Raw genomic sequence first — 22,817 nt, 5'->3', positions numbered from 1 at the left:
TCAGGCCGCCCGGTACGCCTGTGCCAGCTTCGCCAGCGCCTGCCCGTAGTGGCCGGTCAGCAGCAGATGGTCCGCGTCCGCGAAGGGCTTCGCCACGGCCGCCGTCATCCGCTGCCCCACCTTCTGCTGGACCAGCAGCCGGGCCTGGTCGACCAGGTCCCGGCCGGTCGTCCGGTCCCCGCGCCGCTCCGCCGTCGCCGCCCGCGCGGCCAGCGACGCCAGGGTGCCCGCGCCGCCGTGCGGGACGGTGGTGCGGGTGGTCAGACCCCACCCGTAGGGGAACTGGGGGTCGTACGAGGCGTCGCCCACGTTGATCGGCAGCTGGGCCTCGGACTTCGGCCAGGTGACCGGGAGCTGTCCGGTGAAGGGGCGGGCGCCGTAGAGGACGTCGGCGACGCCCTCGCCCTCGGTGCCGGGCAGCCAGGAGGCCACCAGGGAGTCGATCTCGCCGAGCCGGTCGCCGATGAGCTGGGGCCGCCCGGAGACGATCAGCACCACGCACTTCATGGCGCCGCACACCTTGTCCACCGCAGCCTGATCGGCCGCCGACAGGGACAGCGAATGGCCGTTGCCCACGTCGCCGACGCCCTCCGCGTAGGGGGTCTCCCCGACGACGACCACGCCGACGTCGTACCCGGCGGTCGGGGCGGAGGCGTCCTTGGAGTAGGTGACGTCGCCGCCCGCCTGCCGCATGCCCTGGAGGATGGTGGTGCCGGGGACGGTGTCGCCGGAGGCGCCCTGCCAGGTGAGGGTCCAGCCGCCGGTCTGGTTGCCGATGTCGTCGGCGTCGGACCCGGCGACGTACACCTTCTCGCTCTTCTTCAGCGGCAGCAGCCCGCCGTCGTTCTTCAGCAGCACCTGCGACTCGGCGGCCGCCTGGCGGGCGACGGCGCGGTGGGCCGGGGAGCCGATGGCGGCGGCCCCGCTGGTGTCGGCGTACGGGTGCTCGAACAGGCCCAGTTCGAACTTCTGGGTGAGGATCCGGGAGACGGCGTCGTCGATCCGCGCCTCGGTGACCCGGCCGGCCTTCACCTCGTCGCTCAGCGTGGAGCTGAAGTCCTTGTAGGTGTACGGCACCATCATCATGTCGACGCCCGCGTTCACGGCCGTGCGGACCTGGTTCGCGTAGTCGCCGGGGAGCTGGTCGATGGCGTTCCAGTCGCTGATGACGAAGCCGTCGAAGCCCAGCTTGCCCTTCAGCTCGCCGTTGATCATGTCGCCGCGGGCGTGCATCTTGACCGCGCCCTTGCCGTCGCCGGTGATGTCGAGGGAGGAGTACGAGGGCATCACGGTGCCGATCCCCCGCCGCACCGCGCTCTGGTAGGGGGCGAGGTGGATGTCCTCCAGCTGCTGCCGGGTGACGGTGGTGACGCCCTGGTCGATGGTGTAGGTGCCGGTGGTGGAGGAGCCGTAGGCGGTGCCGCCGTCGCCGACGAAGTGCTTGGCGGTGGCGAGGACCTTGTCGGCACGGCTCAAGTCGCTGCCGTCCGACCGGCCCTGGAGGCCCTGGATCATCGTCTCCATGGACTCCACGAGCGCGGGGTCCTCACCGAAGGACTCGTAGGAGCGGCCCCAGCGTTCGTCGCGGCTCACGCACAGGCAGGGCGCGAAGTCCCAGGGGACGCCGGTCGCGCGCACCTCGGCGGCGGTCACCGCGCCGGTACGCTCGGCCAGTTGGGGATCCCTGGTGGCGCCGATGCCGATGTTGTGCGGCATGACGGTGGCGCCGTAGAGGTTGTTGTGGCCGTGCACCGCGTCCACGCCGTAGATCAGCGGGATCTGGAACCGCGTCGCTTGGGCCTGGAGTTGGAAGCCGTCGATCATGTTCGCCCAGCCCTCGGCGGTGTTGGGCGTGGGCGTGGAGCCGCCGCCGGACAGCAGTGAACCGAGGTCGTACGAGGCGATGTCGCCCGGCGTGGTCAGGCCCGCGCGTTCGGCCTGGGTCATCTGCCCGGCCTTCTCCGCGAGCGACATCCGGGACAGCAGATCGGCGACCCGCTTCTTCACCGGCAACTTGGCGTTCAGGTACGGCAGTCCATGGGCGTCGATGACGACCTGCGGGGTCTCGGTGGGGGCCTTGGCGCCGTCGACGGTGAGTTTGAGGGGGATGGTCTCGGCGGACTCGGCGGCCCTGTCCTTGCGGGTGGGCACCTCGATGGTGCGCGCGGTGCCGGAGGGGGTGCCCGCCGGGAAGGTGAGGGTGCCGGAGACCGGGGTGTAGTCCTGGCCTGCGGTGGCGGTGCCGCCGCCGGTGGCGTAGGTGACGGTCACCGGGTCGTCCACGGGCTTGCCGCCGGTGGTGGCGAGGGTGACCTTCACCTTGGCGGTGCCGCCCTCGGTCACCGGGTAGACGGAGGCGTCGGTGGCGACGGAGGCATGCAGCGCCTGGTCGGCCTTGCCGTACAACTCCACGTCGTCCATGGCGAATTCGCCCTTGAGGCCGGTGGGGAGCGTGACCGCGTAGCCCCACATCCGGGTGAGCCCGAGGACGTGGTCGATGCCGCCGACCGGCTGGTAGTCGGTGCGGTAGGTGAAGTCGCCGAACGGGATCCGGATCTGCTTCCAGCCGCTGAAGTCGTCGGTGAAGGACGTCGTCCACAGCTCGGACGCCTCGCCGTTCGCGCCGCCGTCCTTGATCTCGAAGGCGATCTTCTTGCCGTTGTCGTGCCCCTCCCACCAGAAGCGGATGCCCTGGTGGGCGGACCAGTCGTGGGCGGGCCGGTCCGCGGCGAAGTCATGGGTGAAGCCGCCGTAGCCGCTGATGTCGTAGCTGCCGGTGAGCACCTTGGCACCCTCGGGGGCGTCGGCGCGGTCGGCGAGGCTCAGGGTCGGCGGGTCGTCGGTGTCGCCGCCCCAGGTGAAGATGCCGTCGGCGGGCTGGGACGCGAAGGGCACCTCGCCCTCGAAGCGGTCGACGGGCACCGGCGGCGGATCGTCGGCGGCCTGCGCCGCGGCGGACAGGGGCAGCAGGGCGGCGAGCAGGGCCCCGGGGACGAGCAGGGCGGTTCTTGGCCTTGGCATGGACCTTCCCTCGGCTCTCATGGTTCACTCATGGCTTAGCTCACGGCGTGAGTTAACTGACGCCTCCCCAACTCGTCAAGACCACACGTCAGTTGCACCGCTCCGCTCAGCCCCGCTCGTCATCGCTCTGTCGACCCGAGAGGAAGGGCGACCGCACCATGAGGAGATCCCCCCGCGCACTCCGGCTGCTGCTGGCCGGGCTGCTCTCCGCCGCCGGATTCACCGCGGCCATATCCCCCGCGCATGCCGCCGGTGAGCAGGTCACCGCGTGGCTCACCACCACCGACGACTCCGGTGGCCGCCATGTCGTACGCGGCCTCGAAGCGCAGGCGCCGTTCGCCTTCCAGTCCGGGACGGGCGGTGGCGGCACCGACATCACCGTGGACGAGAACACCCGGTACCAGACCTTCACCGGTGCCGGTGCCTCGTTCACCGACACTGCGGCCTGGCTGCTCAACAGCAGCGGCGCCCTGTCCCAGGCGACCCGGGACGCGACGATGCGCAAGCTGTTCTCGCCGACCGACGGCATCGGGCTGTCCTTCCTTCGCAACCCGATGGGCGCCTCGGACCTCGCCCGCTACGGATACACGTACGACGACGTGCCGTCCGGGCAGAGCGACCCGAACCTGAACCAGTTCTCCCTCGCGCACGACCTGGCGGACGTCGCGCCGCTCACCAGGCAGGCGCTCCAGCTGAACCCCGCGCTGACCGTGATGGCCTCGCCATGGACGGCCCCGGCCTGGATGAAGGACAGCGGCTCGCTCAACGGGGGCTGGCTGAAGGCGGAGGACTACGGCGCGTACGCCGCGTACTTCGTCAAGTACCTCCAGGCGTACCGGGATCAGGGCATCGACGTCTCGTACGTGACCCCGCAGAACGAGCCGACCTGCTGCTCCGGCTACCCGTCGATGAGCTGGAACGCGAGCGGCCTCGCCTACTTCCTCAAGAACGACCTGCTGCCGCAGCTCCAGTCGGCGGGCCTGAGCACCAAGGTCCTCGCGCACGACTGGAATTGGGACAGCTACGACTCGTACGCCGCGCAGTCGGTGGACGATCCGGCGATCCGCGACCACCCCAACTTCGGCGGCATCGCCTGGCACGGCTACGGCGGCGATGTCTCCGAGCAGTCGACGATCCACGCCAAGTACCCCTCGCTGGACGCCTTCGGCACCGAGCACTCCGGGGGCACCTGGATCGCCGACCAGCAGCACGAGGACATGTCGAACATCATCGACTACACCCGCAACTGGGCGAAGTCGGTGACCAAGTGGTCGCTGGCCGTGGACCAGAACATGGGCCCGCACAACGGGGGTTGCGGCACCTGCACCGGCCTGGTCACCGTGCACGACGGGGACAGCAGGAGCGGGAGCGTGGACTACACCGTCGAGTACTACGACATGGGCCAGCTGACCAAGTTCGTACGGCCAGGCGCCCAGCGGATCGCCTCCACCGCGTCCACCGCCGTGCCCAACGTGGCCTGGCGCAACCCGGACGGCAGCAAGGCGCTGATCGCCTACAACGGCTCCTCCGCCGCCCAGACGGTCACCATCGACTGGGGGGCGCAGCACGCCACTTACTCGCTGCCCGGCAAGACCTCCGCGACCTTCACCTGGTCCGGCACCCAGTCCGGCACCGGCGCCACGAGCGGTGCCTTCGTCGGTCTGGCCGGCAAGTGCCTGGACGTGGCCGGCGCGTCGAGCGCGAACGGTACGGCCGTACAGCTCTACGGCTGCAACGGCAGCGCCGCCCAGCAGTGGAGCGTGGGGCCCGACGGCTCCGTACGGGCGCTCGGCAAGTGCCTGGACGTCACCTCGGGCTCGACGGCCGACGGGGCGAAGGTGCAGCTCTACGACTGCAACGGGACCGGCGCCCAGCAGTGGTCGTACAACGCGAGCACCCATGACGTGGTGAACCTTGCCGCGAACAAATGCCTGGACGTCACCGACAACTCCTCGGCCGATGGGGCCCGCGCGCAGATCTGGTCCTGCACGGGCGCCGCGAACCAGAAGTGGCAGCTCGGGTGACGAGCGGTCCGTGGGCGGCCGGGGGACGACGAGGGAGCCGGTCGTCCCCCGGCCGGTGCACCGCTCGCGCATCGGTGTGTGGCGTGCCGACGACGAGGCCGAGCGGCGTGAGAAGGTGCTCGGTACGCTGCCGCTGCGGCCCTGGACGGGTCTCACCGCCACCCCGCTGGAGTCCCTCATGACCACACCGCAGGATCTGTTCCTCGTCAGCGTGGACGTCCCCGGCGCGCGCCCCGTCGAGCAGGGCGATCTGTCGCTGGCCCTCGCGGGGGCCGAGCTGATCGATCTGCTCGGGACGCGGGCGCTCACCCTGGACGGGGAGCGCATCGTGCCGGGGACGGCGCTGGACACGGGTGACCGGATGCTGGACGAGGCGGCCGCGGCGCTGGTGCGCGCGGAGCCGTACGAGAGCGTCGAGGACTGGCTGTGGCGCCGGGGCCGCGGGCTCGCCGCCGCCTACCGGGACGACCTGGACCGCGCCGGTCAGCTCACCGGGGAATCCCGGCGCTGGCTGCCCCGGCTCGGCGACGCCCCGCAGCCCGACACCCCGGCCCGCCGCGCCGCGGCCGACCGCTGGTGGTCCAACGAACCGGTCCTGACCGCCCTCGCCGTCCCCCTGGGCATCGGCGAGGACCGCACGGACGGCAACGAGAACGCCGACGACGCGGTCCTCACCGTCCTGGCCACCGTCGGCGACGCGATCACCGAACTGACATCGGTCCGCGAACGCCGTCGCATCGAGAACGCCGCTTTCGACAACATCTGGCGGGCACCCTGAGGGTGGGGGCCGCCCCAAACGCCTGAGCGTGTCCCCCTCACGGGGAGTCGCCGCCGCCCGGACAGCCGCCGGGGAGCCGGAGAGCCTTGAGGGCAGACACCCCGAGCCGCGCCGGAGCGCCGGACACACGCCGGCCCGGCGCGGCAGGCACCCGGATCCCCCAGGGCAAGCGCCCCGGGCTCATCGGGGCAAGCGCCCGCAGGCCGGTCAGGGCTGAGCGCCCGGCCTCCGCCAAGGGAGGCGCCCAGCCCCTGTCCTGACGACCGCCCCGGATCCCTCCGAGGCAAAAGGTTCACAGGCCCGTCAGGGCAGTCACTCCGAGGCCCGCGGGGCGGCTGGCTCGGGGGCCCGTCCGGGGAGGCTGGCTCGGGGGCCCGTCCGGGGAGGCTGCCGAGGACGGTCCGGGACCGGGCGCCCGAACCCCGCCGGGGCGCGCAACCGGACCCCGTTCAGGTGGCCACCCCGGAACCCGCCGGGGTGCAAGGTCCGAGACCCCGTCGCCGCAGGCACCGCGGATCCCCCAGGGCTCGGCGCCCGGAAGCCACCCCGGGACGGACGTCCCAGACCCCGCCAGGGTCACAGACCGCACCCCATCAGGGTCGCCACCCGACCTCCGTCAGAGCGGACGATCCCGGGACCCGTTCAGGCTTCACCCCGAATCCCCCTCCACGGCGCGGCACCCGAAACCCAACCCGGAACGGACGTCCCAGACCCCGCCAGGGTCACAGACCGCACCCCATCAGGGTCGCCACCCGACCTCCGTCAGGGCGGACGATCCCGGGACCCGTCCAGGCTTCACCCCGAATCCCCCCAACGGTGCGGCACCCGAAACCCAACCCGGGACGTGCGGTCCGAACCTCACAGGGAGACGCGGCCCGGCCGGGAGGCGCGGCCCGAAACCCCGGCCGGGAGGCGCGGTCCGGGATGCCGTCAGGGAGGGCGCCCAAAACCCGAGCCCCTCGAAGTGGGGTGTCCCGGGGCCCTCGTACCCGCGGAGCGCTACGCCGGTTCCACGCCCGCGCGCAGCAGGCCGTATGTGTAGGCGTCCTCCAGGGCCTGCCAGGACGCGGCGATGACGTTGTCCGCGACGCCCACCGTGGACCACTCGCCGGTGGTGTCGGAGGTGGAGATGAGGACGCGGGTGGTGCTGGAGGTGCCGTGGCGGCCTTCCAGGATGCGGACGCGGTAGTCGACCAGTTCGAGGGCGGCGAGCTGGGGGTAGATCTTCTCCAGGGCGACCCGCAGGGCGCGGTCGAGCGCGTTGACCGGGCCGTTGCCCTCCGCGGTGGCCACGATGCGCTCGCTCTTGGCCCACAGCTTGACCGTGGCCTCGTTGGCGTGGCTGCCGTCGGGGCGGTCCTCGGCGATCGCCCGCCAGGACTCCACGTCGAAGTACTTCAGCGCCCTGCCCTCGACCTCGCCGCGCAGCAGCAGTTCGAAGGAGGCGTCGGCGGCCTCGTAGGTGTAGCCCTTGAGCTCGCGTTCCTTGACCCGGGCCACCACCCGCCCGATCAGCTCGCGGTCGCCGCCGAGGTCGACGCCGAGTTCCTTGCCCTTGAGCTCGACGGAGGCGCGGCCCGCCATGTCGGAGACCAGCATCCGCATGGTGTTGCCGACCAGCGCGGGATCGATGTGCTGGTACAGGTCCGGGTCGACCTTGATCGCGGAGGCGTGCAGCCCGGCCTTGTGCGCGAACGCGGAGACACCCACGTACGGCTGATGGGTGGAGGGCGTGAGGTTGACGACCTCGGCGATGGCGTGCGAGATCCGGGCCATCTCGCGCAGCCGGCCCTCGGGCAGCACCCGCTTGCCGTACTTCAGCTCCAGGGCGGCGACCACCGGGAACAGGTTGGCGTTGCCGACCCGCTCGCCGTAGCCGTTGGCCGTGCACTGCACATGCGTGGCGCCGCCGTCGACCGCGGCCAGCGTGTTGGCGACCGCGCAGCCGGTGTCGTCCTGGGCGTGGATGCCGAGCCGGGCGCCGGTGTCGGCGAGCACGGTGGCGACGACGGCGTGCACCTGGGCGGGCAGCATGCCGCCGTTCGTGTCACACAGCACCACCACATCGGCGCCGGCCTCCGAGGCGGCGCGTACGACGGCTTTGGCGTACTCGGGGTTCGCGCGGTAGCCGTCGAAGAAGTGCTCGCAGTCCACGAAGACCCGGCGGCCCTGCTCGCGCAGGTAGGAGACGGTGTCGCGGACCATCTCCAGGTTCTCGTCCAGCGTGGTGCGCAGCGCCATCTCCACATGCCGGTCGTGCGCCTTGGCGACCAGTGTGATCACCGGGGCGCCGGACTCCAGCAGCGCCCTGACCTGTGGGTCGTCGGCCGCCTTGGCACCGGCGCGGCGGGTGGCGCCGAAGGCGACCAGCCGGGCGGTGCGGAATTCGATCTCGGTCTTGGCGCGGGCGAAGAACTCGGTGTCGCGGGGGTTGGCGCCGGGCCAGCCGCCCTCGATGAAGCCGACGCCGAAGTCGTCCAGGTGCCGGGCGATGGCGAGCTTGTCCGCGACGGTGAGGTTGATGCCCTCGCGCTGCGCGCCGTCGCGCAGCGTGGTGTCGAAGACGTGGAACGAGTCGTCGAGCTCGCTGGTTGCCGTCTCGGTCATGGTCTCAAGGCTCCTGTTGTGGATCTTCGGTCTTACCGGAATGACCGGCTCCACCGTCCCCCCAATACTCCCTCGCGCTCGGTTCACGGCTGAAGGTGGGCCGTAAAACGAAAAAACCCCTCGCGGATGCGAGAGGTCTGCGCGCGGGTCGAGGACGAACGGTGGCCACCCGCACCTGGTCGTACGAGATGGTCACTGCGGACCGGCGCGCCTGCTGCCAATAATCGTGGCGAACGTAAGCACGGGGGAAGTCTGGCACAGCACCGCCCCCGGCTCACCGTCCGTCTCAGGATGCGGTCGTCACAGTGGACTCCCCCACTCCACTGGCCCCCCGCGTCCCGGCCAGGTCCAGGTCCTTCGTCTCCCGCATGGTGACGTACACGACAAGCGATACGGCCGCGCATCCCGCCACATACCAGAAGAATCCGGACTCGATCCCGGCCTTCTTGAACCACAGCGCGATGTATTCGGCGGTGCCGCCGAAGAGGGCGTTGGCGAGGGCGTACGGGAGGGCGACGCCCAAGGAGCGGACACGCGTCGGGAACAGCTCGGCCTTCACGCAGGCGTTGATCGAGGTGTAGCCGGTGACGATCACCAGCGCGAGCAGGGAGAGGCCGAGCGCGGGCCAGTAGCCGCCGGTGTGCCTCAGCAGGGTCATGATCGGCACGGTCAGGACGGTGGAGCCGACCGCGAAGGTGATCAGCAGCGGCCGGCGCCCGATCCGGTCGGACAGGGCCCCGGCGAGCGGCTGGAGCCCGGCGAAGACGATCAGCGCGGTGAAGGAGACCAGGGTCGCGGTGTCCTTGGACAGGCCCGCGGAGTTGGAGAGGTACTTGGTCAGATAGGTGGTGTACGTGTAGTACGCGACCGTGCCGCCCATGGTCAGCGCGATGACGAGGAACGCCTCGCGCCGGTACCGCCACAGGGCGCGCAGGGTGCCGCGCTCCTCGGCGGCCGAGGCGTCCTCGTCGTACACCTCGCTCTCCGGCATGGTGCGGCGCAGATAGAAGACGACGGCCGCGCCGAGGGCGCCGACGACGAAGGGGATGCGCCAGCCGTAGCTGTGCAGGTCGGAGTCGGACAGGGCGCGCTGGAGGACGATCTGGAGGCCGAGGCCGATGATCTGGCCGACGGTCATGGACACGTACTGGAAGCTGGAGGCGAAGCCGCGCCTTTTCGGGTCGGTGGCCTCGGTGAGGTAGGTGGCGCTGGCCGCGTACTCGCCGCCCACCGACAGTCCCTGGAGCAGCCGGGCGACGAGCAGGACGAGCGCGCCGCCGTACCCGGCGACCGCGTACGTGGGCGCGACGGCGATCAGCACCGCGGAGGCCGACATCAGCGTGACGGTGAGCGTCAGCGCCGCCTTGCGGCCCCTGCGGTCACCGACCCGCCCGAGCAGCCAGCCGCCCACGGGTCGCATGAAGAACCCGACGGCGAAGATCCCGGCGGTGTTCATCAGCTGCGCGGTGGGGTTCCCGCTCGGGAAGAACGCCCCGGCGAAATAGGTGGCGAAGCTGGCGTACACGAACCAGTCGAACCACTCGACCATGTTCCCCGCCGAACCGACCCAGATCTTCTTCCAGTGCTGGATTCCCATGGCCCGTTACCTGCCCGGCTCCGGACCAGTGGATGCGTCCCGAAGGGGCGCGGGGAACCGCGCGAGCGACCACGACGCACCCGCACCCGCCGAACCACCCAGGGACCTACGGCGACCGGGCGATCAGTCCGTCCTCGATGAACTCCCCCACATGCGCGAGCACTTGCTCCCGTGAAACCCCCCGCAGCCCGATGGCGACATGGATCGAGAAGCCGTCGAGCAGCGCACGCGTCCTCGTCGCGAAGCGGTCGGCGTCCACCGCTCTGAACTCTCCCCGTGAGATGCCCTCCGCGATCAGGGCGGTGAGGTCACGGTGCCAGGCGCTCTCGATCGCGGACTGGCGGGCGCGGGCGTCGTCGTCGGCGTTCTGGGAGCGGTTCCAGACCTCCAGCCAGAGGGTCCAGTGCGGATCGCGGTGGCCGTCGGGGACGTACAGGTCGACGTAGGCCGCCAGCCGTTCCCGGGCCGGGCCCGCCCCCGCGAGCAGTCGGCCGCGGGCCGCCCCGAGCCGGCCCTCGCTCCACTCCAGGGTCTGGAGCAGCAGTTCGTCCTTGGAGCGGAAGTAGTAGAGGAGGTGTCCGCTGCTCATCCCGACCTCGCGGCCGAGCGCCGCCATGGTGAGCTTCTCCAGACCGCGCTCGGCGATCATGCCCATGGCCGCGGCGAGCAGGTCCTCTCGGGGCGGGGCGGGGGTGCGCCGGCGCGGCGCGGGAGCCTCGCTCATGCGGGCACCAGCCGTACCGCGGCGGGCAGGAAGTGGGTCTCGTACGGCCCGTAGCACTCGGCGAACAGCGTCGCCACCGGCGCCCGGCAGCCCGGGCACAGGAAGTTGGGCCCCTGCCGGCCGGTGGGTCCGCAGCACCCGGAGTCCTGGCAGTCGTCGTCGCCCAGGAGGTGGCCGTGGGTGTCCTCGGGGTGCACGACCAGGGTGTCCCGGGGCCCTGCGGACATCAGGAAGCCAGGCCCGTCGGGGTCGGCGACGGCCACGCCGGGCACCGCGGCCCCGGCCCACTCGGGGTCCGGGTGCGGCACGAACGGCGCCCCCGACGGCTCGGGGTCCACCGCGCAGGTTCCGCGCGGCACGGTGGAGGGCGCCTGCCGGGACCCGTCGGCGTTCTTGCGCCCGCTGTTCAGGGGGCGCTCGGGCAACTCGGCCAGCAGGCGCACCGGCTCACAGAGCCGGTGGCCGCAGCCCGCACAGACCAGGACGTTCACCCGTATGTTCTACCCGACCCGAGGCGCCGAAGGCTGCCGGGCGGGGGTTTGCGCCACCCCGGCGGGCGGCCGCCCCTGGGTCCAGACCGCCCGGACGGCCATCCGGGCGAACCGCCAGCCGTCGCCGGTCCGGGTGAGCGTGGCCTCGAAGACCCCGCCCACCTGGAACAGCGTGGCGTCGTGATGGACATGGACCATCAGGGCGTTCCAGGAGGCCCGCGCCGTGCCCACGGCCGTGCCTTCAGCCGTGTCGGCGACGACGCCGGAGGCGAGGTGCTGCGTACGGTCGTACCGTCCGAGCGCCTCCTCGGTGGCCCGGACGGCCGCCGCACCCTCGGCCGTCCCGAGCGGGGTCTGCATCCGGGCGTCCGGGGTGAGGAAGCCGTCCGCCCAGCCGGGCGTGAACTCCCGTGCGTCCAGGGCCCGGAAGAAGCGGTCCACAAGCGCGGTGATCTCTGTCCGATCCGTCTGCGTGGTCATGTCCTCAGCCTCCGACCTGAAGCGGACTTGAGGTCAAGGGCGGCGGGTCCTGGGCTGCTGCTGGGTGATGCAGTGGATGCCGCCGCCGGCCGCGAAGATCTGGCGGGCGTCGACCAGGGTGACGGTGCGCTCGGGGAAGAGGCGGCGGAAGAGGGCGGCGGCCGTCTCGTCGCGGGGGTCGTCGAAGGCGCACAGGACGACGCCGTCGTTGCAGAGGTAGTGGTTGATGTAGGAGTAGTCGGCCCAGTGGCCGTCGGCCTCCAGGACGGTCGGCGCGGGGACCTCCACGACCTCCAGGGGGCGGCCCTGGGCGTCGGTCGAGGACCTGAGGAGGCCGATGACCTCCTTGCTGACCTCGTGGTCGGGGTGGGCGGGGTCCGGCTGGTGGTGGGCGAGGACGACACCGGGGCGGGCGAAGGCGGCGACGATGTCGACATGGCCGAGGGTGCCGTAGCCGTACGGGGGGTAGTCGGCGGTCAGGCCGCGCGGCAGCCAGATCGCCTTGCTGGTGCCGAGGTGGGCGTGGATCTCCGTCTCGACCTGCTCCCGCGTCCAGTGCGGGTTGCGCTCGGGACCGAGTTGCACGGTCTCGGTGAGCAGCACCGTGCCCTCGCCGTCGACATGGATGCCGCCGCCCTCGTTGACCAGCGTCGAGGCGTACGTCTTCGCGCCCGCGAGGTCGGCGACGTGTCCGCCGATCTTCGCGTCGTGCTCCCAGCGGGCCCAGTCCTGGGCGCCCCAGCCGTTGAACGTCCAGTCCACGGCGGCCAGTTCGCCCTCGTCGCTGGTCAGGAAGGTGGGGCCGATGTCACGCATCCAGGCGTCGTCGAGGTCGCGCTCCACCAGGTCGATGTCCGGCCCGAGCAGTTCCCGTGCCCCGGCCGACGCGCCGGGGCCGCAGACCACGGTCACCGGTTCGAAGCGGCGCACGGCGCGGGCGACCGAGGCCCAGGCGCGGCGGGAGGCGGCGAGGTCGTCGGCGTCGTCGAAGGTGGGGTTGGGGCCCGGCCACGCCATCCAGGTGCGCTCGTGCGGGGTCCACTCGGCGGGCATGCGGTAGCCGTCGGCGGCAGGGGTGCTCATCTGGGGGTCCGTTTCGGGGTTCACAGGAGGTGTGCCAGGCGCATGGGAGGTGCGCCAGGTTCACAGGAGTCTTCGAAGGTCACAGGAAGTAGAGGCGGTTGAGAGAGACCGAGTCGGCCGGCTCCGAGCGCAGCGGGTCACCGTCGAGGGTGACCAGACCGGTGCGCTGATCGACGTCGACCGCTCCGGTACGGGCGTTCAGCCGCAGGTCGGCCGGGCCGATGCCCCGGGTGCCGCGGACGGCGACCCGGCGGCGGCGCGTCGGCATGGTGTCGTTGCCCTGGTCCACGGCCGCCTGTGCGACGAACGCGACGGAGAGGTCGGCGGCCGTCGCGCCGTACGCCCCGAACTGCGGTCCCAGGACGAGGGGTTCGCAGGTGTCGGTGGCCGCGTTGGGGTCGCCGACGACGCCGTACGCGGGGAACCCCGACTTGAGGACCAGCTGCGGCTTGGCGCCGAAGTACTCGGGGCGCCAGAGCACCAGGTCGGCGAGCTTGCCGACCTCGATGGAGCCGACCTCGTGCGAAAGACCGTGCGCGATGGCGGGGTTGATGGTCAGCTTGGCCATGTAGCGCAGCACGCGGGCGTTGTCGTCGCCCTCCCCGTCACCCTCCAGCGGGCCCAGTTCGCCCTTCATCTTGCCGGCCATGGCGAAGGTACGCCGTACCGTCTCGCCCGCGCGGCCCATGCCCTGGGCGTCGGAGGAGGTGATGCCGATCGCGCCCAGGTCGTGCAGCACGTCCTCGGCGCCCATGGTGCCGGCCCGGATGCGGTCGCGGGCCATGGCCGCGTCACCGGGCAGTTCGGGCTTGAGGTCGTGGACGGAGACGATCATGCCGTAGTGCTCGGCGACCGCGTCCCGGCCGAAGGGCAGGGTGGGGTTGGTGGAGGAGCCGATGACGTTCGGCACCCCGGCCATCTTCAGCACGTTCGGGACGTGTCCGCCGCCGCAGCCCTCGATGTGGAAGGCGTGGATGGTGCGGCCCTCCAGCACCCTGAGGGTGTCCTCGACCGAGAGGCACTCGTTCAACCCGTCGCTGTGCAGGGCGACTTGCACGTCGTGTTCCTCGGCGACCCGGAGCGCGGTGTCCAGGGCGCGGGTGTGGGCGCCCATGTCCTCGTGCACCTTGAAGCCGCTCGCGCCGCCCTCGGCCAGCGCCTCGATCAGCGGGGCCTCACGCGAGGACGAACCCCGGCCCAGGAAGCCGATGTTGACGGGCCAGGCGTCGAAGGCGTTGAAGGCGTGGCGCAGCGCCCAGGGGGAGTTGACGCCGACGCCCCACACCGGGCCGAACTCCTGCCCGATGATGGTGGTCACACCGGAGGCGAGGGACGCCTCCATGATGCGCGGCGACAGCAGATGGACATGGGTGTCGACGGCGCCTGCGGTGGCGATCAGGCCCTCGCCGGAGACGATCGAGGTGCCGGTGCCGACCACGACGTCCACCCCGTCGAGGGTGTCCGGGTTGCCCGCGCGGCCGATCGCGCTGATGCGGCCCTCGCGGATGCCGATGGACACCTTGCGGATGCCCTGCACCGCGTCGATCACCACGACGTTGCTGATCACCACGTCACAGGTCTCGCGCACGGCGGCGGCCTTGAGGTGCAGTCCGTCGCGGGCCGTCTTGCCGAAGCCGGCGAGGAACTCGTCGCCGTAGCGCTGGGAATCGGACTCCACGCGGATGGTCAGGCCCGAGTCGCCGAGGCGGATCCGGTCGCCCGCGCGGGGGCCATGAGTCGCGGCGTAGGCGCCCGGGTCGACATGGATCGCCCGGCTGACCTCTCGTCCCTTGGAACGGCTCATCGCTCCTGCCCCTTCGCCTCGTCGCTCCTGACCGCCGGACATCCGCTTTCCTCGTCGCCGTCGCCCATGACCCCCAGATATCCGCAGGCCGCGGCCCTGCGCAGGGCCTCCGCGCGGGCGCCCGGGGCGTCCAGCGGTCCGTCGACCAGCCCGGCGAAGCCGATGGCGATCCGCTCCCCGCCGATCGGCACCAGGCCGACCTCCTCGCTCTCGCCCGGCCCGAAGCGCACCGAGGATCCGGCGGGTACGGCGAGCCGCATGCCATAGGCGGCGGCGCGGTCGAAGTCGAGGCGCGGGTTGGCCTCGAAGAAGTGGAAGTGGGAGGTGACGGAGACCGGCACGGTCGCGGTGTTGGTGACGGTGAGCCGGCGCACCGGTTCGGGGTCGGTGTGCGCGGGGCCGGGCAGCAGCGCGCCGGGGGCGTCCGGGCCCAGGCCGCCGCCGATGGGGTCGGAGACCACCGCGAGCCGGGAGCCGTCGTCGAAGACGGCCTCGACCATCACCTCGGTCACCACGTCGGCGACCCCGGGCAGCACGTCCTCGGGCCCGAGCACCGCGCACGCCGCCTCGACGGCCTCGGCGAGCCGTCTGCCGTCCCGGGCGGCCTCGCAGACGGTGTCCGCGATCAGCGCGGTCGCCTCCGGCACGTTCAGCCGCAGGCCGCGGGCGCGGCGGGCGCGGGCCAGCTCGGCGGCGCCGAAGAGCAGCAGCCGGTCACGTTCCGTGGGGGTCAGTCGCACGGCGCGGGACCTCCTTCTCGTCAACCCTTGAGAGCACTCACCCATCTTTAGAGCGGCGCTCTAAACCTTTAGAGCAGCACTCTAAACGGAGAGGGCGGGAGAAGAGAAGAGGTCCGACGGGGATGGGCACGTGAGGGATCGAACACCGCTCCAAAAACGCGCAGGGCCGCCGCGATCCCCCGAAGGGAATCCGCGGCGGCCCTGCGAGAGCGCGCCTCGGCGTCAGCCGATCTTGTGCATCCAGCCGTGCTTGTCCTCGATCATGCCGCGCTGGACGCCCAGCAGGGCCTCGCGCAGGCGCATGGTGACCTCGCCGGGGGTGCCGTCGCCATGGGTCCACTCGTCGGACTTGGTCTTCACATGGCCGATCGGGGTGACCACGGCCGCGGTGCCGCAGGCGAAGACCTCGGTCAGCTCGCCGGAGGCGGCGTCCGCGCGCCACTGCTCCAGGGTGATCACGCCCTCCTCGGCCTGGTAGCCGAGGTCGCGGGCGACCTGGAGGAGCGAGTCGCGGGTGATGCCCTCCAGGATGGAGCCGGTCAGGGTGGGCGTGACGATCTTGTCGCCGTAGACGAAGGCGACGTTCATGCTGCCGCTCTCCTCCACCTTGGTGCGGGTGACCGCGTCGAGGTAGACGACCTGGTCGCAGCCGTGGGCCGCGGCCTCGGCCTGCGGGAGCAGGGAGGCGGCGTAGTTGCCGCCGGTCTTGGCGTCACCGGTGCCGCCGGGGACGGCGCGGACATGGTCCTCGGCGACCCAGATGGTGACCGGCTTGACGCCACCGGAGAAGTAGGCGCCCGACGGCGAGGCGATGAGCAGGAACATGTATTCGTTGGCCGGGTGCACGCCGAGCGCGGCCTCGGTGGCGATCATGAAGGGACGCAGATAGAGGGCCGCCTCGCCGCCGTGCGACGGGACCCAGTCGGCATCCTGGACGAGCAGTGCGTCCAGGGCCGCGATGAACAGGTCCTCGGGCAGCTCGGCCATGGCCATACGGCGGGCCGAGGTGCGGAAACGGCGGGCGTTGGCCTCGGGACGGAACAGCGCGATCGAGCCGTCGGGCTGGCGGTAGGCCTTCAGCCCCTCGAAGATCTCCTGGCCGTAGTGCAGCACCTGGGTGGAGGGATCGAGGGAGATCGGGCCGTACGGCACGAGCTGGGCGTCGTGCCAGCCGCGGCCCTCGGTCCACCGGATCGTCACCATGTGGTCGGTGAAGTGGCGGCCGAACCCGGGATTGGCCAGGATCGCCTCGCGCTCGGCGGCGGCGAGGGGACTGGCGGAGGGCTTGAGCTCGATCGTGGGCGTCGTCATGAGTGATTGTCCTTCACCGGTTGTTGTGTCGGGCCGCGCTCACTCCTGACACCGGCTGGCGACCGGTGCTCGGACGTCCGAGCTTTCCCTCATACCGCGGCTCCGCGTTCGATTATCGCGCGCGGGCCCCGGCCGACGGAATCGGGTGGGCTGTGGCCCAGGGGTCGTGGTGGCGGCCCGGGGGCGATCGTTTCACCCGGCGGAGACATGCGGAAGCCGCCGGGCGGTCGTGCGACCCGGCGGCTTCTTTCGAATCGAGCGCCGGGTCAGCCGGCTACTCGGGAGGCGAGCGCGTCGCCGATCTCGGAGGTGCTCCGGGCGGGCTTGCCCGCGCGCTCGGTGAGGTCGGCGGCGACCGCCGCGTCGATGCGGTCGGCCTCGGCGTCGTACCCGAGGTGACGCAGCAGCAGGGCGACGGAGAGGACCGTGGCCGTGGGGTCGGCCTTGCCCTGGCCCGCGATGTCCGGGGCCGAGCCGTGCACCGGCTCGAACATGGACGGGAACTCGCGGCCCGGGTTGATGTTGCCGGAGGCGGCCACGCCGATGCCGCCGGAGACGGCCGCGGCGAGGTCGGTGATGATGTCGCCGAAGAGGTTGTCGGTGACGATCACATCGAAGCGCTCGGGCTGGGTGACCAGGAAGATGGTGGCCGCGTCGACATGCAGATAGTCGGTGGCGACCTCGGGGAACTCCTGGGCGACCTTGTTGAAGATGTCGGTCCAGAGGTGGCCGGCGAAGGTCAGCACGTTGTTCTTGTGGACCAGCGTGAGCTTCTTGCGCGGGCGGGCCTGGGCGCGGGCGAAGGCATCGCGGACGACGCGCTCGACGCCGTAGGCCGTGTTGACGGACACCTCGGTGGCGACCTCGTGCGGGGTGCCCTTGCGGATGGTGCCGCCGTTGCCGGTGTACGGGCCTTCCGTGCCCTCGCGGACGACGACGAAGTCGATCTCCGGCTGCCCGGCGAGCGGGGTGGCCACGCCCGGGAGCAGCTTGCTCGGCCGCAGGTTGACGTGGTGGTCGAAGGCGAAGCGGAGCTTGAGCAGGAAGCCGCGCTCCAGGACGCCGGAGGGCACCGAGGGGTCGCCGATGGCGCCGAGCAGGATGGCGTCGTGCCGCTTCAGCTGCGCGAGGTCCGCGTCGGTGAGGGTCTCACCGGTGGCGTGGTAGCGCTTGGCGCCGAAGTCGTAGTCCTGGGTCTCCAGCTTCACATCCTGCGGAAGGACGGCGGAGAGGACCTTCAGGCCTTCGGCCACGACCTCCTGGCCGATGCCGTCACCGGGGATCACTGCGAGATTGAGGCTGCGAGACATGCGGGCACCCTACTCCTCGTCCCAGGTGATGACACGGGCCGTCCAGTATCCGGACGGCCCGTGTCATGGAGAGCGGCTCGGAAGGAGGTTCGGCGATCGGCTCAGTGGCCGGTCTGGCCGCCGTTGTCCCGGCGGTCGAGGGCGCGCTGGAGGGCGGCGGCGGCGTTCTTGCGGTCGGACTCGCCGGTGCTGGGCACGTGGCGGACGCGGCGGCGGACGGTCGTCTCGGCCATGGAAATCGACTCCTCGGCATGAAGGGAGCACGGTCATGAGGGGGGTGTGCGAGACGCCGGAGGGCGGGGAGCACCGGCCACAGGGGTTGCCTGTACAGGGCCCGGCTCACGACCGCCATTCGCTGGATCGAGCGAGACGTTCGGCTTCTTCCAAGCTAAGGGAGCGGCCCGCGTCTGTCTGCATAGTTACTCGGACTTCCTACTATCTGAGACGGCGGACCCCCGCGAACGGCTCTGAGCTGCGCCGACGTGCGTTCGAGTGAGTGCGGGACCGCGTCCGAGCGAGCGCAGGACACGGATCAGGGCGCGTACGGCGTCGGCGGTGGCCAGTTCCGGGGTGGTGACGTAGCCGACGCCGCGGTACGGGCGGTCCGGGCCGAGGTCGGTGATCTCCACCGAGGGCGGTGCCCCGGTGAGGGACAGTGCGGGCATGACGGCCATGCCGAGGCCGCTGCCCACCATGGACAGCACCGCCCCGTCGTCCTCGGCGCGGACGGTGGCGGGCGGCAGCCAGTCCTGGGCGGCCCACCAATCGCGGGCGTGGGAGCCGCAGTTCTCGGCCCAGTCCACGAGCGGCAGACCGCGCGGGTCCGGGTGGCCTGCCGGATGCACCAGGGCGTACGGCTCCTCCAGCAGCGGCCCGCCGACCAGCCCGCTCGGCGGTGCCCCGGTCAGCGTGGCGATCCCGAGGTCGGCCCGTCCGGCGGCGACCTCGGCAGCGGTGCCCGCCCCCAACTCCCGTACGACGGTGACCTCCACCTCGATGCCGGGGTGCAGGGCGGCGAGCCGCTCCAGGGCGGGCGGCAGCAGATGCAGGGCCGCGCTGCGGAACGCGGCGACGCGCAGCGGTCCGGTGAGGTGCCCGCTCTCGCTCGCGCGCACCTCGGCGGCCAGCACCGCCAGCATCCGCAGCACGCGCCGGGCATGGGCGGCGGCCCGCTCACCGGCCGGGGTGGGGCGGGCGCCGAACCGGCCGCGCTCGAACAGCACGGCGCCCAACTTCCGTTCGATGCCGCGTACGGCATGGGACACGGCGGACTGGGTGGTGCCGAGCCGGGTGCCCGCGGCGGAGAAGCCGCCCTCGTCGGCCACGGCGACCAGGATCCTCAGCTCCTGCGGGGCAAGGTCTGTCACTCGGGGGCTCCCACCTGCGGCTATGAGACCGCTTCATGGATCAGCGGGTTCCATGAGCCCAACCCTCTGCTGCCGCGCGGCATTCCTCCCTACCGTCTCTCTCATGACCGAGACCGCGCTCACCGTGCAGCAGACCGCCCGCCCCACCGGCTTCCCCACCGCCGCCCACTTCCGCTTCGCCGAGTCCCCGGTGCCCGAACCGGCGCCGGGCACCGCCCTGGTGGAGAACCTGCTGTGGTCGGTGGACCCCTACCACCGGGAGATGATGGACGGCGACTTCGCGCTGAACGCCCCACTGGAGGGCCGCGCCCTGGGCCGGATCACCGCCTCGCGCACCCCGGACCTGCCCGAGGGCGAGATCGTCTTCCACCGCCAGGGCTGGCGCACCCACTCCGTGGTCACCCCCGAGGAGGTACGGCGGCTCCCCCACCACCCCGGCGTCCCGCTGACCGCGTACCTCAGCGTGCTGGGCGGCACGGGCCTGACGGCGTACGTCGCCCTGACCCGGGTGGCGCGGCTGCGCGCGGGCGAGGACGTGTTCGTCTCCGGCGCGGCGGGCGGTGTCGGCACCGCGGCGGGCCGCTTCGCCCGGCTCCTCGGCGCGGGCCGGCTGATCGGCAGCGCGGGCACGCCCGAGAAGGTCGAGTATCTGACGGAGCAGGTGGGTTACGACGCCGCCTTCGACTACCACGAAGGCCCCGCCGCCGACCTGCTGACCGCGGCGGCGCCCACCGGCGTGGACGTCTTCGTGGACAACGTGGGCGGCGAGCAACTCGGCGCGGCGATCGGCGCGTTGCGTCTTCGGGGCCGGGTGGCGCGGGTCGGCACGATCAGCCAGTACAACACCCCCGACGCCCCGCCCGTCGTCCTCGACCACACCGCCGTGGTGGAACGCAGGCTGCGCATCGAGGGCTTTTTGGTCTCCGACCACCGGGACGCGCAGGACGAGTTGTACGACTTCGCCGTACCGCATCTGCGCAGCGGCGCGCTGACGGCGGACGAGACGGTGATCGACGGCTTCGACCGGATCGTGGACGCGTTCCTGCTGATGCTGCGGGGCGGGAACACGGGCAAGATCCTGGTGCGGAAGGCGGATTGACGGGGGCCCGCGTGCCCTCGCCGCGCCGTGCCGCTACGTCACATCGCCGTCGCGCCAGTCGAGCACCAGCGCGTCGGCGGGGTCGAGGCCGGGCCGGGCATCGACGGCGGGGTCGGCGCCGGGCCGGGCATCGGGGGCGGGGTCGGGGCAGGGTCGTACATAGAAGCTGCCTTCTTCCGCGGGCAGCCGCACGATCCCGTCCTTCGGCGACAGGGCGCACACGTGCCCCTCCCAGCGCCGCCAGCCGCGCGCGATGTACAGCGGGGCCCCCTTCGCGCTGGCGGACAGCGCGCCGAGATCGTAGGCCCGCTCGATCACCCGTTCGAGCTCCGCCATCACCCGGCCGCCGAGCCCGGTCCGCCGCGCGTCCGCGCGCACGGCCACGGCCTCGACGTACCCGGTGCGCAGCCAGCGCCCGGCGTGCCGCAGCCGCCGCATGACGACCGCTCCGTGCGCGGCGAGACCGGAGCCGTCCCGGATCAGCACATGCAGACCGCCGAGACCGTGGTCCCAGTCCTCGTCGGAGAAGTCTCCACCGAAGGCGGCGTCCAACAGGGCGCGGATCTCGGCGAGTTCGGCGGGGTCGAGATCGGCGGTGTGGGCGAGGCGGAGCCGGACGGTCATGACCACCAGTGTGGCACCCGGCCGCCGACGCGCGCCGGGAATTGGAAACGGGCCGGGAAGCCTGCTCGGGGGGTCAGGCTTCCCGGCCCGTCGTTCGGGCGGGCTGAGGGTCAGCCCATGTGCGGGTACGCGTAGTCGGTCGGCGGGACCAGGGTCTCCTTGATGGCGCGGGTCAGGGTCCAGCGCATCAGGTTCTGGGGGGCACCGGCCTTGTCGTTGGTGCCGGAGGCGCGGCCGCCGCCGAAGGGCTGCTGGCCGACCACGGCGCCGGTCGACTTGTCGTTGATGTAGAAGTTGCCCGCCGCGTAGCGGAGCTTCTCCATCGTGTACGCGGCCGCCGCACGGTCGCCCGCGATGACCGAGCCGGTGAGGGCGTAGTCCGAGACCGACTCCATCTGGGTCAGCATCTCGTCGTAACTGTCGTCCTCGTAGACGTGCACCGCGAGCACCGGGCCGAAGTACTCGGTCGTGAAGACCTCGTTCTCCGGGTCGGAGCACTCGATGACGGTCGGGCGCACGAAGTAGCCGACCGAGTCGTCGTACGTGCCGCCCGCGACGATCGTGCAGGTCGGGTCCGCCTTGGCGCGGTCGATCGCGGCCTTGTTCTTGGCGAAGGAGCGGTCGTCGATGACGGCGCCCATGAAGTTGGACAGGTCCGTCACATCACCCATGGTGAGGTAGTCGACCTCGGCCGCGAACTCCTCCTTGAAGCCGGCGTTCCAGATGGAGGCCGGGATGTACGCGCGGGAGGTGGCGCTGCACTTCTGGCCCTGGTACTCGAAGGCACCACGGGTCAGGGCGGTCTTGAGGATCGCGCGGTCGGCGCTCGGGTGGGCGACCACGAAGTCCTTGCCGCCGGTCTCGCCGACCAGACGGGGGTACGCGCGGTACTTCTCGATGTTGTTGCCGACCGTCTTCCACAGGTACTGGAAGGTCTTGGTCGAACCGGTGAAGTGGATGCCCGCGAGGTCGCGGTGCTCCAGGGCGACCTTGGAGACCTCGATGCCGTCGCCGGTGACGAGGTTGATGACGCCCTTGGGCAGACCGGCCTCCTCCAGCAGCTGCATGAGCAGCACGGCGGCGTGCGTCTGCGTCGGGGACGGCTTCCAGACCACCACGTTGCCCATCAGGGCCGGGGCGGTGGGCAGGTTCGCCGCGATCGCCGAGAAGTTGAACGGCGTGATCGCGTAGACGAAGCCCTCCAGCGGGCGGTGGTCCATGCGGTTCCACACGCCCGGGGAGTTCGCCGGGGGCTGCTCGGCGAGGATCTGGCGGGCGTAGTGCACATTGAAGCGCCAGAAGTCGACCAGCTCACAGGGGCTGTCGATCTCCGCCTGCTGGGCCGTCTTGGACTGGCCGAGCATGGTGGAGGCGGCGATCGTCTCGCGCCACGGGCCGGACAGCAGCTCGGCGGCGCGCAGGATGATCGCGGCGCGGTCGTCGAAGGCCATCGCACGCCAGGCCGGGGCGGCGGCCAGGGCCGCGTCGATGGCGTCCTGGGCGTCCTGCTGGGTGGCGTGGCGGCCGGTGCCGAGCACGGCCTTGTGGTTGTGCGGCTGCACGACCTCGAACGGCTCGCCGCCGCCGAGGCGCTTCTCGCCACCGATGGTCATCGGCAGCTCGACCGGGTTCTCGGCCAGCTCCTTGAGCTTGGCCTCCAGGCGGGCGCGCTCGGGCGAGCCGGGAGCATAGCCGTGCACCGGCTCGTTGACGGGGGTGGGGACCTGGGTCACAGCGTCCATGAGATCCGAACTCCT

At 71.7% G+C, this 22,817-nt stretch carries 18 protein-coding genes; 3 read left to right on the top strand and 15 right to left on the bottom strand.

Annotation, left to right across the window (positions count from 1 at the left end; all coding sequences use genetic code 11):
* Positions 1-3,021, bottom strand: coding sequence for a glycoside hydrolase family 3 N-terminal domain-containing protein (locus AB0N90_RS06240; protein ID WP_365193338.1), 3,021 nt, complete (start codon positions 3,019-3,021; stop codon positions 1-3).
* A 158-nt stretch (positions 3,022-3,179) separates the two neighbouring features.
* On the opposite strand from AB0N90_RS06240, the gene AB0N90_RS06235 reads away from it, so the two are divergent.
* Both AB0N90_RS06235 and AB0N90_RS06230 read left to right on the top strand, forming a co-directional pair.
* Positions 3,180-5,045: a ricin-type beta-trefoil lectin domain protein gene (locus AB0N90_RS06235; RefSeq protein WP_365193336.1), complete on the top strand. Its 1,866-nt coding sequence runs from the start codon at positions 3,180-3,182 to the stop codon at positions 5,043-5,045.
* A gap of 178 nt (positions 5,046-5,223) precedes the next feature.
* Positions 5,224-5,823, top strand: a complete 600-nt coding sequence (locus AB0N90_RS06230) for a GPP34 family phosphoprotein (protein ID WP_365193613.1) — start codon at positions 5,224-5,226, stop codon at positions 5,821-5,823.
* Positions 5,824-6,822: 999 nt separating this feature from the next.
* On the opposite strand, the gene cimA is transcribed toward AB0N90_RS06230, so the two are convergent.
* From cimA to AB0N90_RS06170, 12 genes are all read right to left on the bottom strand, one after another.
* Entirely contained in the window at positions 6,823-8,430 is a 1,608-nt protein-coding gene (cimA, locus tag AB0N90_RS06225) for a citramalate synthase (protein ID WP_361677213.1), read from the bottom strand.
* A gap of 286 nt (positions 8,431-8,716) precedes the next feature.
* Positions 8,717-10,027 carry an MFS transporter gene (locus tag AB0N90_RS06220; RefSeq protein ID WP_365193334.1) on the bottom strand — a complete coding sequence of 437 codons (1,311 nt, stop codon included), beginning with the start codon at positions 10,025-10,027 and terminating at the stop codon, positions 8,717-8,719.
* A 106-nt stretch (positions 10,028-10,133) separates the two neighbouring features.
* Positions 10,134-10,751, bottom strand: coding sequence for a TetR/AcrR family transcriptional regulator (locus AB0N90_RS06215; protein WP_361677219.1), 618 nt, complete (start codon positions 10,749-10,751; stop codon positions 10,134-10,136).
* Positions 10,748-11,242: a hypothetical protein gene (locus AB0N90_RS06210; RefSeq protein WP_365193332.1), complete on the bottom strand. Its 495-nt coding sequence runs from the start codon at positions 11,240-11,242 to the stop codon at positions 10,748-10,750. The genes AB0N90_RS06215 and AB0N90_RS06210 overlap by 4 nt, the downstream gene beginning before the upstream one ends.
* Before the next feature lie 9 nt (positions 11,243-11,251).
* Entirely contained in the window at positions 11,252-11,722 is a 471-nt protein-coding gene (locus tag AB0N90_RS06205; protein WP_365193330.1) for a nuclear transport factor 2 family protein, read from the bottom strand.
* 33 nt (positions 11,723-11,755) lie between these two features.
* Positions 11,756-12,805, bottom strand: a complete 1,050-nt coding sequence (locus AB0N90_RS06200; protein ID WP_365193328.1) for an agmatine deiminase family protein — start codon at positions 12,803-12,805, stop codon at positions 11,756-11,758.
* A gap of 79 nt (positions 12,806-12,884) precedes the next feature.
* On the bottom strand, positions 12,885-14,609 hold the full coding sequence (locus tag AB0N90_RS06195) for an urease subunit alpha (RefSeq protein ID WP_365193326.1): 1,725 nt from the start codon (positions 14,607-14,609) through the stop codon (positions 12,885-12,887).
* Positions 14,606-15,349 carry an urease subunit gamma gene (ureA, locus tag AB0N90_RS06190; RefSeq protein ID WP_365193324.1) on the bottom strand — a complete coding sequence of 248 codons (744 nt, stop codon included), beginning with the start codon at positions 15,347-15,349 and terminating at the stop codon, positions 14,606-14,608. Before ureA ends, AB0N90_RS06195 begins: the two co-directional genes overlap by 4 nt.
* Before the next feature lie 222 nt (positions 15,350-15,571).
* Positions 15,572-16,660, bottom strand: coding sequence for a branched-chain amino acid aminotransferase (locus tag AB0N90_RS06185; protein WP_365193322.1), 1,089 nt, complete (start codon positions 16,658-16,660; stop codon positions 15,572-15,574).
* Between the two features lie 266 nt (positions 16,661-16,926).
* Positions 16,927-17,970, bottom strand: a complete 1,044-nt coding sequence (locus AB0N90_RS06180; RefSeq protein WP_365193320.1) for a 3-isopropylmalate dehydrogenase — start codon at positions 17,968-17,970, stop codon at positions 16,927-16,929.
* A gap of 101 nt (positions 17,971-18,071) precedes the next feature.
* Positions 18,072-18,203, bottom strand: a complete 132-nt coding sequence (locus AB0N90_RS06175; protein WP_086812259.1) for a hypothetical protein — start codon at positions 18,201-18,203, stop codon at positions 18,072-18,074.
* Positions 18,204-18,389: 186 nt separating this feature from the next.
* Complete coding sequence (locus tag AB0N90_RS06170) at positions 18,390-19,337, bottom strand: LysR family transcriptional regulator (RefSeq protein WP_365193318.1); 948 nt, start codon at positions 19,335-19,337, stop codon at positions 18,390-18,392.
* 103 nt (positions 19,338-19,440) lie between these two features.
* Between AB0N90_RS06170 and AB0N90_RS06165 the strand changes: the two genes are divergently transcribed.
* The gene (locus AB0N90_RS06165) at positions 19,441-20,436 is read left to right on the top strand and encodes an NADP-dependent oxidoreductase (RefSeq protein ID WP_365193316.1); all 996 of its coding nucleotides are present in this window, start codon (positions 19,441-19,443) and stop codon (positions 20,434-20,436) included.
* 33 nt (positions 20,437-20,469) lie between these two features.
* Here AB0N90_RS06165 and AB0N90_RS06160 read toward each other — a convergent pair whose 3' ends face one another.
* Positions 20,470-21,060, bottom strand: coding sequence for a GNAT family N-acetyltransferase (locus AB0N90_RS06160; RefSeq protein ID WP_365193314.1), 591 nt, complete (start codon positions 21,058-21,060; stop codon positions 20,470-20,472).
* 110 nt (positions 21,061-21,170) lie between these two features.
* A complete protein-coding gene (gene pruA / locus AB0N90_RS06155) occupies positions 21,171-22,802 on the bottom strand; it encodes an L-glutamate gamma-semialdehyde dehydrogenase (protein WP_361677253.1) in 1,632 nt (543 codons plus the stop codon).
* Positions 22,803-22,817 lie beyond the last annotated feature (15 nt).

The organism is Streptomyces sp. NPDC093018 (assembly GCF_040684035.1).
Lineage (GTDB): Bacteria > Actinomycetota > Actinomycetes > Streptomycetales > Streptomycetaceae > Streptomyces > Streptomyces murinus.
Note: the sequence above shows the minus strand (reverse complement) of the source record. Positions and strands in the feature narration are given on the sequence as shown.

What these genes read in the sequence shown, in the direction of transcription:
- AB0N90_RS06215 (WP_361677219.1), bottom strand. Translation starts at nt 10,751, where the DNA reads ATGAGCGAGGCTCCCGCGCCGCGCCGGCGCACCCCCGCCCCGCCCCGA.
- cimA (WP_361677213.1), bottom strand. Translation starts at nt 8,430, where the DNA reads ATGACCGAGACGGCAACCAGCGAGCTCGACGACTCGTTCCACGTCTTC.
- AB0N90_RS06220 (WP_365193334.1), bottom strand. Translation starts at nt 10,027, where the DNA reads ATGGGAATCCAGCACTGGAAGAAGATCTGGGTCGGTTCGGCGGGGAAC.
- AB0N90_RS06165 (WP_365193316.1), top strand. Translation starts at nt 19,441, where the DNA reads ATGACCGAGACCGCGCTCACCGTGCAGCAGACCGCCCGCCCCACCGGC.
- AB0N90_RS06160 (WP_365193314.1), bottom strand. Translation starts at nt 21,060, where the DNA reads ATGACCGTCCGGCTCCGCCTCGCCCACACCGCCGATCTCGACCCCGCC.
- AB0N90_RS06195 (WP_365193326.1), bottom strand. Translation starts at nt 14,609, where the DNA reads ATGAGCCGTTCCAAGGGACGAGAGGTCAGCCGGGCGATCCATGTCGAC.
- AB0N90_RS06175 (WP_086812259.1), bottom strand. Translation starts at nt 18,203, where the DNA reads ATGGCCGAGACGACCGTCCGCCGCCGCGTCCGCCACGTGCCCAGCACC.
- AB0N90_RS06205 (WP_365193330.1), bottom strand. Translation starts at nt 11,722, where the DNA reads ATGACCACGCAGACGGATCGGACAGAGATCACCGCGCTTGTGGACCGC.
- AB0N90_RS06240 (WP_365193338.1), bottom strand. Translation starts at nt 3,021, where the DNA reads ATGCCAAGGCCAAGAACCGCCCTGCTCGTCCCCGGGGCCCTGCTCGCC.
- AB0N90_RS06200 (WP_365193328.1), bottom strand. Translation starts at nt 12,805, where the DNA reads ATGAGCACCCCTGCCGCCGACGGCTACCGCATGCCCGCCGAGTGGACC.
- AB0N90_RS06230 (WP_365193613.1), top strand. Translation starts at nt 5,224, where the DNA reads ATGACCACACCGCAGGATCTGTTCCTCGTCAGCGTGGACGTCCCCGGC.
- AB0N90_RS06180 (WP_365193320.1), bottom strand. Translation starts at nt 17,970, where the DNA reads ATGTCTCGCAGCCTCAATCTCGCAGTGATCCCCGGTGACGGCATCGGC.
- pruA (WP_361677253.1), bottom strand. Translation starts at nt 22,802, where the DNA reads ATGGACGCTGTGACCCAGGTCCCCACCCCCGTCAACGAGCCGGTGCAC.
- AB0N90_RS06185 (WP_365193322.1), bottom strand. Translation starts at nt 16,660, where the DNA reads ATGACGACGCCCACGATCGAGCTCAAGCCCTCCGCCAGTCCCCTCGCC.
- AB0N90_RS06235 (WP_365193336.1), top strand. Translation starts at nt 3,180, where the DNA reads ATGAGGAGATCCCCCCGCGCACTCCGGCTGCTGCTGGCCGGGCTGCTC.